Source organism: Kibdelosporangium aridum (assembly GCF_900176515.1).
Taxonomy (GTDB): domain Bacteria; phylum Actinomycetota; class Actinomycetes; order Mycobacteriales; family Pseudonocardiaceae; genus Kibdelosporangium; species Kibdelosporangium aridum.
In genome coordinates this window covers 1,297,958-1,311,967 of the sequence record NZ_FWXV01000002.1, presented here as the reverse complement: position 1 = coordinate 1,311,967, position 14,010 = coordinate 1,297,958, and the positions used below count along the sequence as shown (strand labels likewise).

The 14,010-nt window shown below is 65.9% G+C and carries 20 protein-coding genes; 9 read left to right on the top strand and 11 right to left on the bottom strand.

The genetic code is table 11. The annotated features are described in order from the left end of the window. The first annotated feature begins 3 nt into the window (after nt 1–3). Complete coding sequence (locus B9C43_RS15790; RefSeq protein ID WP_084427161.1) at nt 4–804, top strand: hypothetical protein; 801 nt, start codon at nt 4–6, stop codon at nt 802–804. A 71-nt stretch (nt 805–875) separates the two neighbouring features. On the opposite strand, the gene B9C43_RS15785 is transcribed toward B9C43_RS15790, so the two are convergent. From B9C43_RS15785 to B9C43_RS15775, 3 genes are all read right to left on the bottom strand, one after another. Further along, the gene (locus B9C43_RS15785; RefSeq protein WP_084427160.1) at nt 876–1,265 is read right to left on the bottom strand and encodes a nucleotidyl cyclase domain-containing protein; all 390 of its coding nucleotides are present in this window, start codon (nt 1,263–1,265) and stop codon (nt 876–878) included. A 63-nt stretch (nt 1,266–1,328) separates the two neighbouring features. Continuing rightward, nucleotides 1,329–2,108 (bottom strand): dioxygenase family protein, encoded by a 780-nt coding sequence (locus B9C43_RS15780; protein ID WP_084428206.1) that lies wholly within the window; start codon nt 2,106–2,108, stop codon nt 1,329–1,331. A 36-nt stretch (nt 2,109–2,144) separates the two neighbouring features. Then, nucleotides 2,145–2,531: a MarR family winged helix-turn-helix transcriptional regulator gene (locus tag B9C43_RS15775; protein ID WP_084427158.1), complete on the bottom strand. Its 387-nt coding sequence runs from the start codon at nt 2,529–2,531 to the stop codon at nt 2,145–2,147. Nucleotides 2,532–2,574: 43 nt separating this feature from the next. On the opposite strand from B9C43_RS15775, the gene B9C43_RS15770 reads away from it, so the two are divergent. The 5 genes from B9C43_RS15770 to B9C43_RS15750 are packed head-to-tail and all read left to right on the top strand — an operon-like array spanning nt 2,575 to nt 5,362. Further along, nucleotides 2,575–3,009 (top strand): MarR family winged helix-turn-helix transcriptional regulator, encoded by a 435-nt coding sequence (locus tag B9C43_RS15770; protein WP_084427156.1) that lies wholly within the window; start codon nt 2,575–2,577, stop codon nt 3,007–3,009. A gap of 30 nt (nt 3,010–3,039) precedes the next feature. Continuing rightward, complete coding sequence (locus B9C43_RS15765) at nt 3,040–3,375, top strand: ArsR/SmtB family transcription factor (protein ID WP_084427154.1); 336 nt, start codon at nt 3,040–3,042, stop codon at nt 3,373–3,375. After that, nucleotides 3,368–3,799 (top strand): SRPBCC family protein, encoded by a 432-nt coding sequence (locus B9C43_RS15760; RefSeq protein WP_084427153.1) that lies wholly within the window; start codon nt 3,368–3,370, stop codon nt 3,797–3,799. The genes B9C43_RS15765 and B9C43_RS15760 overlap by 8 nt, the downstream gene beginning before the upstream one ends. Continuing rightward, nucleotides 3,796–4,509 carry a DUF899 domain-containing protein gene (locus B9C43_RS15755; protein WP_033380178.1) on the top strand — a complete coding sequence of 238 codons (714 nt, stop codon included), beginning with the start codon at nt 3,796–3,798 and terminating at the stop codon, nt 4,507–4,509. The genes B9C43_RS15760 and B9C43_RS15755 overlap by 4 nt, the downstream gene beginning before the upstream one ends. A gap of 37 nt (nt 4,510–4,546) precedes the next feature. Beyond that, the gene (locus tag B9C43_RS15750) at nt 4,547–5,362 is read left to right on the top strand and encodes a class I SAM-dependent methyltransferase (RefSeq protein ID WP_084427151.1); all 816 of its coding nucleotides are present in this window, start codon (nt 4,547–4,549) and stop codon (nt 5,360–5,362) included. Here the strand turns inward: B9C43_RS15750 and B9C43_RS15745 are convergent. After that, a complete protein-coding gene (locus B9C43_RS15745; RefSeq protein ID WP_084427149.1) occupies nt 5,352–6,536 on the bottom strand; it encodes an MFS transporter in 1,185 nt (394 codons plus the stop codon). The two genes, B9C43_RS15750 and B9C43_RS15745, sit on opposite strands and share 11 nt — an antisense overlap. Nucleotides 6,537–6,652: 116 nt before the next feature. Between B9C43_RS15745 and B9C43_RS15740 the strand changes: the two genes are divergently transcribed. Further along, complete coding sequence (locus B9C43_RS15740) at nt 6,653–7,126, top strand: hypothetical protein (RefSeq protein WP_084427147.1); 474 nt, start codon at nt 6,653–6,655, stop codon at nt 7,124–7,126. A gap of 32 nt (nt 7,127–7,158) precedes the next feature. Here the strand turns inward: B9C43_RS15740 and B9C43_RS15735 are convergent, their stop codons facing one another. Continuing rightward, complete coding sequence (locus B9C43_RS15735) at nt 7,159–7,674, bottom strand: VOC family protein (RefSeq protein ID WP_084427145.1); 516 nt, start codon at nt 7,672–7,674, stop codon at nt 7,159–7,161. Between the two features lie 84 nt (nt 7,675–7,758). On the opposite strand from B9C43_RS15735, the gene B9C43_RS15730 reads away from it, so the two are divergent. Together B9C43_RS15730 and B9C43_RS15725 are read left to right on the top strand one after the other, a co-directional pair. Continuing rightward, complete coding sequence (locus tag B9C43_RS15730; protein ID WP_084427143.1) at nt 7,759–8,718, top strand: helix-turn-helix transcriptional regulator; 960 nt, start codon at nt 7,759–7,761, stop codon at nt 8,716–8,718. 75 nt (nt 8,719–8,793) lie between these two features. Beyond that, nucleotides 8,794–9,357: a dihydrofolate reductase family protein gene (locus tag B9C43_RS15725; RefSeq protein WP_084427141.1), complete on the top strand. Its 564-nt coding sequence runs from the start codon at nt 8,794–8,796 to the stop codon at nt 9,355–9,357. 33 nt (nt 9,358–9,390) lie between these two features. On the opposite strand, the gene dnaB is transcribed toward B9C43_RS15725, so the two are convergent. The 6 genes from dnaB to B9C43_RS15695 all read right to left on the bottom strand — a co-directional run bounded on the left by dnaB (nt 9,391) and on the right by B9C43_RS15695 (nt 13,869). Further along, the gene (dnaB, locus tag B9C43_RS15720; protein WP_084427139.1) at nt 9,391–10,773 is read right to left on the bottom strand and encodes a replicative DNA helicase; all 1,383 of its coding nucleotides are present in this window, start codon (nt 10,771–10,773) and stop codon (nt 9,391–9,393) included. Nucleotides 10,774–11,184: 411 nt separating this feature from the next. After that, nucleotides 11,185–11,640, bottom strand: coding sequence for a 50S ribosomal protein L9 (gene rplI / locus B9C43_RS15715; protein WP_033380197.1), 456 nt, complete (start codon nt 11,638–11,640; stop codon nt 11,185–11,187). 16 nt (nt 11,641–11,656) lie between these two features. Next, entirely contained in the window at nt 11,657–11,899 is a 243-nt protein-coding gene (gene rpsR, locus B9C43_RS15710; protein ID WP_033380198.1) for a 30S ribosomal protein S18, read from the bottom strand. Between the two features lie 27 nt (nt 11,900–11,926). After that, nucleotides 11,927–12,448, bottom strand: a complete 522-nt coding sequence (locus tag B9C43_RS15705) for a single-stranded DNA-binding protein (RefSeq protein ID WP_033380199.1) — start codon at nt 12,446–12,448, stop codon at nt 11,927–11,929. Nucleotides 12,449–12,477: 29 nt separating this feature from the next. Further along, nucleotides 12,478–12,786 (bottom strand): 30S ribosomal protein S6, encoded by a 309-nt coding sequence (gene rpsF, locus B9C43_RS15700; RefSeq protein WP_084428204.1) that lies wholly within the window; start codon nt 12,784–12,786, stop codon nt 12,478–12,480. Nucleotides 12,787–12,867: 81 nt separating this feature from the next. Then, complete coding sequence (locus tag B9C43_RS15695) at nt 12,868–13,869, bottom strand: hypothetical protein (protein ID WP_235038629.1); 1,002 nt, start codon at nt 13,867–13,869, stop codon at nt 12,868–12,870. Nucleotides 13,870–14,010: the final 141 nt, after the last annotated feature.

The window sequence follows — 14,010 nt, the reverse complement described above, 5'->3', positions numbered from 1 at the left end:
TTCGTGCGTAAGACCATCCGTCGCGGCGTCCTCGTCACCGCGACCGCAGCCTGTGCTCTCGGTTTCGGTCTGTTCCAGGCGTCCGCGACGGTGCCCACCGTTCCCGAGCTCCCGCTGTCCGGCCTGGGCGCGCTGACCAACGTTGGCCAGGGCTTCGGCGAGGGCCTCGCCGTCACGCCGACCATGCCGACCCTCCCCACGCTGCCCGGCGAGCAGCGCAGCGACCTGCCCACCGGTGACCTGGCCAGCTTCGGCGAGCTGACCGAGCTGGTCGCCATGCAGGACCTGACCCAGGGCCTGACCGACCTGGACGGCTTCTCGGAGTTCGCCGAGCTGCCCGAGGCCGAGGGCCTCGTGCCGACCGACGGCCTGCCCACCGAGGACCTGGGCGCGCCGAGCGACCTGCCGATCGGCCTCGACCCGTCGGCACTGCCTGCCGTGCCGCAGCTGCCGACCGAGACCAACGAGATCCTGGACGCGCCGGTCGTGGACGTGCCCGACACCGAGCGGCTGCCGCTGGTCGCGCAGGTCGACCACAACGGCATCGCCCAGAAGCTGGTTCCGAACACCGACGGTGTGGACGTGCAGGGCGTGCCCGCCCCGGAGGTGCCCAACCTGTCCACCGCACCGGACGCCGTGAAGCTGCCCGCCACCTCGCCGCAGACCCCGGGCATGCAGAGCGTGGGCCTGCCCCAGCAGCTGCCCGTCGTGTCCGGCGTCGACCTGCCCGAGGCCCCGAGCATCCACGACGTCACCGGCGACGTGGACCTGCCCGCGGAGCTGCCCGAGCTGCCGGCGGTCTGATCATCTGATCTGATCAGTCGGTTCCCTGAGCGGGCTCGAGAGCAACGAAGCTCTCGGGCCCGTTCTGCTGTTCAGATCAAGCTAGCTTCGGCACGGAACAGGACTTCGTGTACGCGAGCGGTGCCATCGCTTGTGTACCAACCGGTTCTGGCGGTGGTGACGGTCCGGACCCGTTCGACGATCGGCCGGGCGTCACCGTTGGGGTGTTCGGCCACGATCGCGACGAGATCGGGTTCGTATCTGGCCACCGTGTGGTCCTCGCGCATGGTTTCGCGCAACAGCACGGCGGTCTCGGCGTCCCCGGGGACGAGCACGAGGCTTACCAAGGTGCCGTGGGTTTTGACGCGGGTGAGGGCGAGGCCAAGGCGGTCGATCAGCAGTTCGCGGCCGGGCAGCCCGGTCCGGGGATCAAGCAAGCCCTTGCCGCGCAACACTCCGTGGGTGAGTTCCGGCGCGAGCACGTCCCCGAGTCTCCATTGTCTAAGTAGGACACTCAAGGACCCTGGCCGGTGAGTCTGATTTGCTCAGTCGAATTGCAGCGACCGCTTCGCCAGGCCGTACCAGTAGCCGTCGATCACGGTGTCGGCGTGCTCGTTGGTGTCGATGCTCGCGCCGAGCGACACGAACAACGGCGCGAAGTGCTCGGTCCTCGGGTGGGCGAGCCGGGCCGCGGGGGCCTTGTGGCTGAAGTCCAGCAACGCGTCGAAGTCCCGCTCGGTCAGTACTTCTTTGCCCCACTCGTCGAACTCGCTCGACCACTGCGGCGGGGTGATGTCGGTACCCGCGGACATGTTCAGGCCACTGAGGTTGTGGGTGAAGAAACCGCTGCCGATGATCAGCACGCCTTCGTCCCGCAGCGGGGCGAGTTTCCGGCCAAGTTCGAGCAGGCCGGTCGGGTCGAGGGTCGGCATCGAGATCTGCAGAACCGGGATGTTCGCGTCCGGGTACATCTCGACCAATGGCACGTACGCGCCGTGATCCAGCCCGCGCAACGGCTCGTCGGCCACCGGGGTCTGCGGCGACTGGACGAGTTTGCGGACCTTCGCGGCGAGTTCCGGAGCACCCGGTGCGGCGTACTTGACCTGGTAATAGCGTTCGGGGAAGCCCCAGAAGTCGTAGACCAGCGGCTGCGTCGTGGTCGCGCCGATGGTCAGCGGCGCCTCTTCCCAGTGCGCCGACACAACCAGGATCGCGGTCGGCTGCGGTACGTCACGCGACCACGTCGCCAGCTGCCGAGTCCAGAGCGGGTCGTCGGCGAGCGGCGGCGCGCCGTGACTGAGGTACAGCACAGGCATGGTGCTCATCAGCATCTCCTGGTTGTTTAAATTTCAACAACTAGGCTACACCAGGGCGGCCGCGTTTGTCGCTACTCGCTCCAGCAGGTTCATCAGGGTGGCGTACTCGTCGGCCGAGATGCCGTCGACGACCTTCGCGCGGAACTCGTGCACGCGTTCTGACACTCGCTTATGTGCCTCATGTCCGGTGGTCGTCAGCTCGGACTCGCCGGTGACCCAGCCACGCGCGACCAGATCTTCGGCTTGCTGTCGGAAGTCGTCGCCGAACGGCCGCAGCGCGCTGTTGATCTCCGTCATCGTGTGCAGCTTGCTCGCGATGGTGTTGAGCACTTGCCAGTGCCTGCGGCTCAGTCCTTCGGCTTCAAGTAACCGTTCGAAGCCGGCCTCCAGCAGTTCGTGGATGTGGATCAGCCAGTAGCCCAGGGGTTTCATCGAGTCTCCATGCAATAAGACATATACTTGTAAAATAACATGCATGAACCCTGTGATCGCGGTCGAACGAGCGATGGTGGCGATCCGGCGCCGGCAGACCCGGCGGGCGTTGGCCCAGCACATGCCCATCGATCCCGCGGTGTTCGGCGTGCTCGACGCGGTCGACGAGCGTGGATCTGTTTCAGTGACCGAATTGGCCCCGGCGCTCGGTGTGGATCAACCCAGGGCGAGCAGGCTGGTCGCGCGAGCCGTGGACGAGGGGCTTCTTGTCCGCCAAGCGGATCAACGCGACGGCAGGCGTGCCCTGGTCGCGCTCACTTCGAAGGGCCAGCGGCAGGTCGATGCCGCTCATCAGGCGCGTCAACGCATCTTCGCCGAGGCCATGGCGGACTGGTCGGCGGAGGAACGGTCGACTTTCGCCCGGTTGCTCACGTCCTTCGTCGAGCGTCTTGACAGCGGGGATATGGTGAACCAGTAGGTTAATTAACCAGATGGTTTAGCAGGTGTCATGGTCGATCAGCTGAGCAGCACTTTCGCGGCGTTGGCCGACCCGACGCGCCGGGCGATCCTGGCCCGGCTGGCCAAGGGCGAAGCCACGGTGACCGAGCTGGCCGAGCCGTTCACGATGAGCCTGCCCGCGGTGTCCAAGCACCTGAAAGTGCTGGAGAAAGCGGGGTTGATCATGCGAGGCCGGTCCGCGCAGTGGCGGCCGTGCCGGCTGGACGCCGAGCCGCTGAAAGCCGTCGCCGACTGGGTGGGCGACTACAAGCAGTTCTGGGAGAGCAGCTTCGACCGGATGGACACCCTGCTCAAGGACCTTCAGAAAGGGCAGGTCGATGGCTGATCTGACGATCACGCGGGTCTTCGACGCGCCACGGGAATTGGTGTTCGAACTGTGGACGCGGCCTGAGCACATGGCGGGCTGGTATGGCCCGATCGGGTTGACTACACCGCTGTCGAGCATCTCGATGGACGTGCGGCCCGGCGGCACCTGGCGCGCCACGATGGTCAACGACGCCGACGGCACCGAGTACCCACAAGGCGGCACGTACCAGGAAGTCGTTGCGCCAGAACGGCTTGTGTTCACGTGGGGCGAGCCAGACGACCCGGCGCGGCAAGCGCTCGTGACAGTCATGCTGGCCGAGGCCGGTGGCAAGACCACGATGACGTTCCTGATCACCAATCTGCCCGACGACCTGCGCGAGAGCGTCAACGAAGGCTGGACCAGTGCTTTCGAAAGCCTGGCGAACTACTTGGAGACGAAATGACCATGCCGCCGATCGTCAGCCGCGACGAGTGGCTGACCGCCCGCAAAGCTTTACTGGCCAAGGAAAAGGAATTCACCAAGGCCCGGGACGCGTTGAGCGCGCAGCGCCGCCGCCTGCCGATGGCGGAGGTCACCAAGGACTACGTCTTCGAGGGCGCCACTGGCGACGTCAGCCTGCTCGACCTGTTCGAAGGACGGCGGCAGTTGCTCGTGTACCACTTCATGTGGCGCTTCGACGAGGGCCAGGGCTGCCCGAGCTGCTCGTACGTGATCGACAACCTCGGCCACCTCTCACATCTGCACGCCCGGGACACGTCGTTCGCGGTCGTGACGCGCGGGCCGTTCGGCGAGACCGACGCGTTCCGCAAGCGGATGGGCTGGGACGTGCCGTGGTTCTCCTCGCACGGCAGCGACTTCAACTACGACTTCGACGTGTCGCTCGACCCGGCCGTCAAGCCGCCGGTCTACAACTACCAACCGTTCGATGTGGACCAGCCAGGCGAAGGCCCCGGCCTGAGCGCCTTCCTCCGCGACGAATCACGCGTGTTCCACACGTACTCGACCTATGCGCGCGGCTTGGACGTGCTGCTCGGCACGTATCACTACCTCGACTTCACCGCGTTCGGACGTCAGGAAGCGCACGAAGATTCGCCCGAAGGGTGGCCCCAGTCGGAGAGCATGGCGTGGCTGCGTCACCACGACAAATACTGAGTTGTGACGGGCGGTTGCCGACGTCATCCTGGCGGGCATGGACTCGCTGGCCGTCAACAAAGCTCATTGGGACGAACGGGCACCCGCGCACGCCGCGTCACCGGACTACGGCTTCGACCGCTTCATCAGCGACCCGGAGTTCCTGAGCGCGGTCGTGCGGTTCGACCAACCGCGCCTCGGGCCGATATCGGGTCTCCGAGGTGTCCATCTGCAGTGCCACATCGGCACGGACACCTTGTCGCTGGCCCGGTTGGGTGCGGAGATGACCGGCTTGGACTTCTCCCCGGCGGCACTGGCTGAGGCTCGACGGCTCGCTGCCGAGGCAGGCGCGGAGATTCCCTTCCACGAAGCCGATGTGTACGACGCCGTGGACGTGCTCGGCGCGGAGTCCTTCGACCTGGTGTACACGGGCGTCGGCGCATTGTGTTGGCTGCCTTCGGTTTCCCGCTGGGCGCAGGTGGTCACGTCGCTACTTCGCCCAGGCGGCCGCCTTTTCATCCGCGAGGGCCACCCGATGCTGTGGGGCCTCGACGAGGACGCTTCACCGCCGTACCCGCGTTACCCGTACTTCGAGCACGCCGAGCCGTTGGTGTTCTCCGGTGAGGAGACGTACGTCGCCACAGACACGAAGCTTTCGCAAAAGTCACACAGCTGGAACCACAGCATCGGCGAAATCATCACCGCCCTGCTGCACAACGGCCTGCGCCTGACCCAGTTCGTCGAACACGACAGTGTTCCGTGGTGCGCCATCCCCGGACAGATGACGCGGGATCCGGCGACCGAGGAATGGCGTCTCACCGAGGAACCTTCTCGGATCGCCTGCACTTACACGTTGCAGGCGGTCAAGGAGTAGGCAACCGCGCATGCCGGAACTTGGAGACCGTGATCGCGACGGCTTGCACTCCCAGACCGGCGATGGCCACCCAGAACGCCGCTCGCAGGCTGATCACGTCCGCGATCAGTCCGCCGACCGGCGCGCCGACGACGATCATGCCCCGGTTGACCGACCGCATTGTGGCGTTCATCCGGCCCTGCAAGCGAGCCGGCGTAATGGTCTGCCGGTAACTCATCTCGACCGGGCTGTCCAGACCGATCGAGAACCCGAACACGAACTGCGCGGCACACAACAGAACCACGCCGGTCGTCGCATTGGTGGCGAACGGAATCGCCAAGTACCCGATGGGTGTCAGCCAACGCCCCACGATGATGGCCGGCCCAGCCCCGAACCGCATTTCGGCCTTTGTGGACAGTGAAGCGCCGAGCAGCCCGCCAACCCCGCCAAGGGCGAAGGTGATTCCGAGAACGAGCTCACCGAGTCCCAGGGTGCGCAGTACCAGCAAGGGAAAGAGCGTGACCACCATGCCGTTGAACAGGAACCAGATGTGCGACGTGATCGCGAGCGGTGCCAGCGTCTCGTGCCGGTAGACCCACCGCAGCCCTTCCCGAACTTGAGGTTTGTGCGGTGTGCGGCGTTCCGGAGTCTTGAGCGTGGCCAGCAGCAAGCCGGAAACCAGATAGGAGATCGCGTCGAGCAGGAAGGCCAGCGGCGCACCGAGCACCTTGACCAACCAGCCGGCGAACGCCTGCCCAGCAGTCTGGGCAACCGCGTTGGTCTGCTCCAACCGGGCATTGGCCCAGGTCAGCCGCTGCGCAGGGACGAGGCTGGGCAGAAAAGACTGGTGGGCGGCGTCGTAGACCAGCGACAACGCCCCGAACACGAAAACAATCCCGATCAACACCGGAATGTTCAGCAGATCGATCGCATGGAGCAACGGCACCAACGCCAGCAACAACGCACGCACCAAATCCGCACTGACCAAGAGCGGTAACCGTTGCCAACGATCCACCAGCACGCCCGCGATCAACCCGAACAGCAGATACGGCAGCCACCGGGCAGCTTGTACCAACCCCACCTCAGGCTCGGACGCCTGCAACGTCACGATCGCCAATGACGGCAACGCCACCGTCGTCACATAACTGCCTACCAGCGAAACCGTGTCAGCAGCCCAGAACTTGCCGAACCCCACGTGGAGCCCTCCCTGAGATCACCCTACCTACCAGGCAAGGGCGAAGAACCTGCCTCGTTCGGTACCCAGTCACTCAGCCCGGGAGGGCTCCCTGGTCACTGATCTAAGGTCGACCGGTGGCCTGGAAAAAGCGACAACAACGTGCGGCATTCGAGAACCTCATGGCCGTACTGGAAGAGCGCACGGCCGAGCTGATCCTGGCCTACGTTGCCGGGAAGTGGGATGCCGTCCTGGGCATGGCCAGTGTTCTCGAGGAGAGTCTGAAGCCTGTCGCCACCGAGCCGCGTATGGAGATATGCCTCTACCACGTGGAGTCGATCCAGTTGCGGGTCGCCTTGAAGCGCGAGGACATCGACCTTGTCCGGGTGGTGGCACGCAAGAGCAACAATCTCGAGGTGTCCAGGAAAGCCTTCGACGCCTTGCAGAAACTGGAAATCGGGCCCGGTCTGGCAAACTGGCGAGGGCTCGAGTACGAGCTCGAAACGGTGAGCAACGCCGAGGGCCAGATCATGCGGATGCGGAACCCGGACCCTCGGCTGATCGGCACCAAGTTCTTCCCGAACCTCTACGTACCTGATCAAGACGCGTAATCCGGGTCAGGCTCCCGGACCGCGGGTCGAAGCTATGGCGTGATCACGGCGCTCGCGCGTCCCTGGGTACGGCCGCTGAGTTCGGCGTCGAGGGTCTCCTGGGCGAACCGCATCTGCTCTTGGTACTCGGGCTGGTCCAGTCTGCGCATACCTTCTTCCGGTGCAACGGTTTCGACGTTGGCGGTGATCCACCAGATGTTGCCGAAGGGGTCGCGGACACGGCCGCCGCGCTGACCGAAGGCGTTGTCGGACAATGCGGTCACTTCACGAGCGCCGGCCTGTAGAGCGGCGGTGAACGCGACATCGGCGTCGGGCACGAACACGCGGAGCAGCGACGGCATGTCGGGCCAGTCGTCGTGTTGGTCGAACGCGAGAACAACCGTGTCACCGACCCGGATTTCGGCGTGCCCGATGCTCCCGTCCGCGAGAGGCACTCGCCCCAGTTCGACGCCATCGAAGGCGGCCGTGATGAAGTCCAGCAGTGCTCCGGTGTCCTTGGTGACGATCCATGGGGCGACCGTTGTGTAGCCGTCTGGGGTGGTGTTCATCGTGTGTCCTTTCCGCGTTGGTGTCTTCAAGGTAGGGGTCGACTAGGACAGGTCTTGTCCTAGTCGAAATGTAAAATCAGTGCTGTGACCGACACCACTGCACGCCTGCTGTCCCTGCTGTCGTTGTTGCAGACGCCACGGCTGTGGCCGGGCAGCGAACTCGCCGAGCGTCTGGGCGTGAGTGGCCGGACCGTGCGTCGCGATATCGACCGGCTGCGTGAGATCGGGTATCCGGTCGAGGCATCCGCTGGTGGACTGGGTGGCTATCGGCTGACCGCCGGGTCCGCGATGCCCCCGCTGCTGCTCGACGACGAGGAGGCGGTGGCGATCGCGGTCGGCCTGGGCACGGTCGCCGGGCAAGCGGTCCGTGGCGTGGACGAGGCGGCGGTACGCGCGGCGGCCAAGCTCGCCCAGGTTCTGCCGGTGAAGCTGCGCCGCCAGGTTTCGACGCTGACAGCCGGCACCCAGCCGTTCGCCTTGTCCCCGGCGGCGGGCGTGGTGTCCTCCGACAGCCTGGTCACCATCGCCGCGGCGAGTGCGAATCACGAACGTATGCGGTTCCGGTACCGAGGCCACGACGGCACTGAAACCGCGCGCCACGTGGAGCCAGTGCGGCTGGTCGCGAGCGGACGCCGGTGGTATCTGGTGGCGTTCGACCTGGACCGCGACGACTGGCGCACGTTCCGGGTGGATCGGACGACCGACCTGCGTGCCACCGGCGCCCGCGCCCAACACCGTTCCCCTCCGGCAGGAGGCGTGGAGAAGTTCCTGCGTACTCAGGTAATGGGCATGGCGCCTACGTTTCGCGCCGACGTGACACTGCACGCATCACGCCAGGCGATCGCCGCCCGTCTAGGTGATCGTCTCGGCGATGGAACGCTCACCGGCGACGACGATTCATGCCGCTGGTACTCGCATGCCGACACCGTGGAATGGCTCGCCACGCAACTTCTCCTGCTGGACACCGATTTCCAGGTCCACGGTCCACCGCAGCTACAGGCCCACCTCGACACACTGGCTGTCCGGATCACTCGTTCACGCTGATCAGTCGTGCACCGATTAGTTTCCCGCGCCGTGCCGGTCTGTACGCCGGAGACCGACTCACGAAAGGCTGACGCCATGCGGAAACTGATCTACGGCATGAACCTGACCCTGGACGGCTACATAGCCGCGCCCGGTGACGACATCAGCTGGAGCGGACCGAGCGACGAGCTGTTCCAGTGGTGGTCCGACCAGATGCGAGCGAGCGAACTGTCGCTGTACGGACGCAAGCTGTGGGAGACGATGAGCTCCTACTGGCCGACCGGCGACCAACAGCCCAACGCCACCCCAGCGGAGATCGAGTTCGCCCGCCTCTGGCGGGACAGGCCGAAGGTGGTGTTCTCCTCGACGATCGACAAAGTCGACTGGAACACCCGCCTGGTCACCGGCGACGCGGTCGCCGAGATCACCCGCCTGAAGGCCGAAGACGCCGGCCCAATGGAGATCGGCGGCGCAACGCTCGCCGGCGCAGCCATGCGCGCCGGCCTGATCGACGAATACATGCTGGTCACCGTGCCAGTCCTGGTAGGCGGCGGCACCCCGTTCTTCACCGCCCTGGACAGCTGGGTGAACCTGACCCTGGTGGAGACGCGGACATTTCCCGGCGGCGCGGTCCTCACCAGGTACGAGACGAAGCGCTGAGCTGGCTCGACCTCGACGTGCCCGCGCCGAGGCTCAGGCTTGGGCGAGGTCGGCGAACTTGGAGTAGTGCAGCTGGTGGGCGACGGTGATGGTCGCGGTCGGGCCGGCACGGTGCTTGGCGATGATCAGGTCGGCCTCGCCGGCGCGCGGGTCGTCCCGTTCCCATGCGTCGGGGCGGTGGATCAGCACGACCATGTCGGCGTCCTGTTCCAGTGAGCCGGACTCACGGAGGTCGGCGAGCATCGGTCGCTTGTCGGTTCGCTGTTCGGGACCACGGTTCAGCTGGCTCATCGCGACAACTGGCACTTCGAGTTCCTTGGCCAGCAGCTTCAGCGACCGGGAGAATTCCGAGACTTCCTGCTGACGGCTCTCAACGCGCTTACCTGAGGTCATCAGCTGCATATAGTCCAGCACGATCAGCTTCAGGTCGTTGCGCTGCTTGAGCCTTCGCGCCTTCGCCCGGATCTCCATCATCGTCATGTTCGGCGAATCGTCGATGAACAGCGGCGCTTCGGAGATCTCACTCATCCGCCGCGCCAACCGCGTCCAGTCGTCGTCGGTCATCCGCCCACCACGCATGTCGGCGAGCCGGATCTTCGCCTCGGCCGACAACATACGCATGACGATCTCGGTCTTGCTCATTTCCAGCGAGAAGATGACGCTCGACATCCCGTGCTTGATCGAGCACGACCTCGCCCAGTCCAATCCCAGCGTCGACTTGCCCACACCGGGACGGGCCGCGACGATGATCATTTGGCCGGGGTGCAGGCCGTTGGTGAGTTCGTCGAAGTCGGCGAAGCCGGTGGGGACGCCGAGCGATGAGCCGCCGCGGGAGGCGATGGCGTCGATCTCGTCCATGGTGGGCTGCAGCAGCTCTTCGAGGGCGACGTAGTCCTCGGTCGTGCGGCGTTCGGTGACTTCGTAGATCGCCGACTGGGCGCGGTCGACGATCTCGTTGACGTCGCTGCCGTCTTGGCCGGCGTAACCGAGTTGGACGATCCGCGTGCCTGCTTCGACGAGCCGGCGCAGGACTGCTTTCTCCGCCACGATTTCGGCGTAGTAGCCGGCGTTCGCCGCCGTCGGCACGGTGGCGATGAGCGTGTGCAGGTAGGGGGCGCCGCCGATGCGGCGCAGTTCGCCGCGGCGTTCCATCTCCGCGGCGACCGTGATGGGGTCGGCGGGTTCACCGCGGCTGTAGAGGTCGAGGATGCAGTCGTAGACGCTCTGGTGCGCGGGACGGTAGAAGTCGCCCGGCCGCAGGACTTCGACCACGTCGGCGATCGCGTCCTTGGACAACATCATCCCGCCGAGCACGGACTGCTCGGCCGCCTGGTCCTGCGGCGGCTGCCTGTCGAACGACGGGTTGCCACCGCCGTTCTCCGCCGGTGCCGTTCCCCGGTCATCCGTGAGCGCCACCGTGCAGCCCCTCCTCGCTCATATGTTCGAACTTACACCCCGAGCAGCGCTGATGGAGGCAACGTCTTCGGGGTGTCGCGATGCACGCTAGAGGTCCACTCCGACACTCGCCAAACCGCGCTGGGGAGGGCTCTGTGGACAACCTGTGGATGGATGACCGCAGCTGACCACAGACTCGGATGGCCCTGTGGGCAAGCTGGGGACAACTACCGGTATAAGAATCAAACGCCCAGGTCAGACCCTGTGCACGAGGTGTGGAAGAACTTGTTGAAACTGCCTCGGCGTGTCGCGTGAAAACCGGCCATCGGCGTGTCGCGAAGCCCGATTCACCCCATCGTGGCCCTCAACCTGTGGATAGACGAACCACCCTCCCGACAGCGGTCAGGAGGGTGGTTCGACGAGTGATCTACGTCAGCTCGCGGCGGTGACTTCGAGCCGCACCGACACGTTCACATCCGGGTGCAACCGGACGCTGGCGGTGTGCTTGCCGACGTTCTTGATGTGCCCGGCGAGTTCGACGGTCCGCTTGTCGAGCTGCGGGCCACCGGCGGCCTTGATCGCCGAGACGATGTCGGCCGTGGTGACCGAACCGAACAGCTTGCCGGAACCGGCCGCGGCCTTCGCCCGCAGCGGGATCGCGCCGAGACCCTCGAGGGTCGCCTTGATCTCCTTGGCGTGGTCGAGGTCGCGCACCCGGCGAGCGTCCTGCGCCCGGCGGATGGTGCGGACGTTCTTCTCCGCACCCTTGGTGGCCAGGATCGCCAGGCCACGCGGCAGCAGGTAGTTACGGCCGTAGCCGTCCTTGACCTCGACGATGTCGCCGGGGCCGCCCAGACCGCTCACATCGGTGGTGAGAATCAGCTTCATCTCCAACTCCCTCCGATCAGCGCGCGGTCGACGTGTACGGGAGCAGCGCCATCTCGCGTGCGTTCTTCACGGCGATGGCGATGTCACGCTGGTGCTGGCTGCAGTTGCCGGTCACCCGACGAGCGCGGATCTTGCCGCGGTCGGAGATGAACTTGCGCAGCAGCGCGGTGTCCTTGTAGTCGATCAACGTGTCCACGGCGTCCTTCTTGCAGAACGCGCAGACCTTCTTCTTCGGCTTGCGAATGGGTGGCTTTGCCACGGGAAGTACTCCTGAGAGATCTGGGGGTTAGAAAGGCGGTTCGTCGGAGAAGCCGCCGCCACCGCCACCGGCCGGGGGCGCGGAGCCCCACGGGTCGTCGGCAGGAACGGTCTGACGGTTTCCACCGCCGCCGCCACCGCTGTTGCCGCCACCGCCACCGAAACCGCCGCCGCCGCCTTCACCACGGCTGACGCGGTTCACCTTCGCGGTGGCGTACCGCAGCGAGGGACCGATCTCGTCGACTTCGAGCTCGATCACGGTGCGCTTCTCACCCTCGCGGGTGTCATAAGACCGCTGCTTGAGCCGGCCGGTCACGATGACCCGTGCACCACGGGTCAGGGACTCGGCCACGTTCTCGGCTGCCTGGCGCCAGATGCTGCACCGCATGAACAGCGCCTCGCCGTCCTTCCACTCGCCGCTCTGGCGGTCGAAGGTGCGCGGGGTCGAAGCCACCGTGAAGCTGGCAACGGCCGCACCGGACGAGGTGAACCGCAGTTCCGGGTCGGCGGTCAGGTTGCCGACCACCGTGATGATCGTGTCGCCTGCCATATCGGCTCCCTAGCTGAGGGTGTTTGAGATCAGGCCCTTGCGGCCGGACGCTTGTCGACGCGGCGCAGCACCTTGGTGCGCAGGATCGACTCGGACAGGGAAAGCTGGCGGTCCAGCTCCTTCACCGCGTCGGGCTCGGCGTTCACGTCGAGCACCGCGTAGATGCCCTCGGCGTGCTTGTTGATCTCGAACGAGAGCCGGCGCTTGCCCCAGACCTCGACCTTCTCAACCGAACCGCCGGAGTTGCGGATCACGTTGAGGAAGTTCTCCAGCGACGGCTGCACGTTGCGCTCGTCGGTGCTGGGATCGAGGATGATCATTACCTCGTAATGACGCATGAAGACCACTCACCTCCTGTGGACTCGCGGCCATGGTCTCTCCATGGCAGGAGGGTCTACGGCCAAAAAGAGTACAGGAGGTCAGACAGCGGCTTTCCGCAGCACCCAGGTTCGGACCAAAGCCGCGGTCACACCGGACAAAGCCAGCACCGCGAGCAGCACTGAGATGTCGATGGCGCTGCGCCCGCGCGAGCCGCCGATCGCCTCGGCGTGGCCCGCGGCCTGGACGCCGTCGTTGGGCGGGTTGTCCACACCGAGGATCCCGAACTGCGGGCTGTAGCCGGGAACGCCGGAGCCGTACCGGACGGCGGGCGACGGCGCGTAGAGCCCAGCCTGCGCGAACGGGATCATGCTGTAGTCGGTCATCGGCGACCGGCCGGTCAGGTAACTACCGAACCCATACCCGGAGAGCGTCGGGCCGTTGGGCACCCCGCCGATCACCGGCAGCGTCGGCGGAGTCATCGGTGTGCCACCGCTGCCGGGAGTTCCGCCGGGGCCGCCGCCTGTCGGAGGCTTGCCGGTCTGACCGCCGCTACCCGGCGTTCCCGGCTTCGAGCCGCCGCCGGGCATGATCGAGCGTGCGGTCTCGTTGGCCTTGTCGGCCAGCGCGGCGGTGTTGTCCTGGGCCTGAGCCGCTGCCGTGTTCGCGACCTGCACGGTCACGCCGCACATCCCGGCGAGAGCGTTCTGCACGCCCTTGGCCACCCCGCCGATGATCGGGCCGAGCAGCGGAATCTTGTTCAGCTGAGCGATCACCGCGTTGGCGATCTGCCCGCCGGTGATGAACCCGCCACCGGTGGGGATCGAGCCGATCGGGATCGGCGGCAGGGCGGCGAACGCCGACCGCATCCCAGGCGTGATCACATTCAGCGGGTCAAGCGCCCTGACGACGTTGACCACAGGCTCGAGGACCGCACCCGGTTTGAGTTGCACCGGAGTACCCGGCTCGCCCTGAACGGTGGCCGCGCAGCTGCCGATCACGACAGGAGTCGCCGCGGCCGCGGTGCTCCCACCGAGCAGGCTGCTCGTCAACACGACGATGACCACGGCGAACGCAGCGGCCAGTCGTCTGGCGAGTCGCATATCCCAGCCCTCCGTCATACCGGCGAGTAGCCTCTACGGATTCCAACGACAGTACTGGCCGTTGGTGACGCCGACCACCGTGAATCACCCAGTCGTCGGCATTTCACCGGGCCGGACTCTTCCACCAGGTGGAGTAGCCCT

Bases quoted from the DNA above. Each gene is read 5' to 3' on its own strand.
- B9C43_RS15780 (WP_084428206.1), bottom strand. From the start codon at position 2,108: ATGAGCACCATGCCTGTGCTGTACCTCAGTCACGGCGCGCCGCCGCTC.
- B9C43_RS15775 (WP_084427158.1), bottom strand. From the start codon at position 2,531: ATGAAACCCCTGGGCTACTGGCTGATCCACATCCACGAACTGCTGGAG.
- B9C43_RS15770 (WP_084427156.1), top strand. From the start codon at position 2,575: ATGAACCCTGTGATCGCGGTCGAACGAGCGATGGTGGCGATCCGGCGC.
- B9C43_RS15765 (WP_084427154.1), top strand. From the start codon at position 3,040: ATGGTCGATCAGCTGAGCAGCACTTTCGCGGCGTTGGCCGACCCGACG.
- B9C43_RS15760 (WP_084427153.1), top strand. From the start codon at position 3,368: ATGGCTGATCTGACGATCACGCGGGTCTTCGACGCGCCACGGGAATTG.
- B9C43_RS15755 (WP_033380178.1), top strand. From the start codon at position 3,796: ATGACCATGCCGCCGATCGTCAGCCGCGACGAGTGGCTGACCGCCCGC.
- B9C43_RS15750 (WP_084427151.1), top strand. From the start codon at position 4,547: ATGGACTCGCTGGCCGTCAACAAAGCTCATTGGGACGAACGGGCACCC.
- B9C43_RS15735 (WP_084427145.1), bottom strand. From the start codon at position 7,674: ATGAACACCACCCCAGACGGCTACACAACGGTCGCCCCATGGATCGTC.
- B9C43_RS15725 (WP_084427141.1), top strand. From the start codon at position 8,794: ATGCGGAAACTGATCTACGGCATGAACCTGACCCTGGACGGCTACATA.
- rplI (WP_033380197.1), bottom strand. From the start codon at position 11,640: ATGAAGCTGATTCTCACCACCGATGTGAGCGGTCTGGGCGGCCCCGGC.
- B9C43_RS15705 (WP_033380199.1), bottom strand. From the start codon at position 12,448: ATGGCAGGCGACACGATCATCACGGTGGTCGGCAACCTGACCGCCGAC.
- rpsF (WP_084428204.1), bottom strand. From the start codon at position 12,786: ATGCGTCATTACGAGGTAATGATCATCCTCGATCCCAGCACCGACGAG.
- B9C43_RS15695 (WP_235038629.1), bottom strand. From the start codon at position 13,869: ATGCGACTCGCCAGACGACTGGCCGCTGCGTTCGCCGTGGTCATCGTC.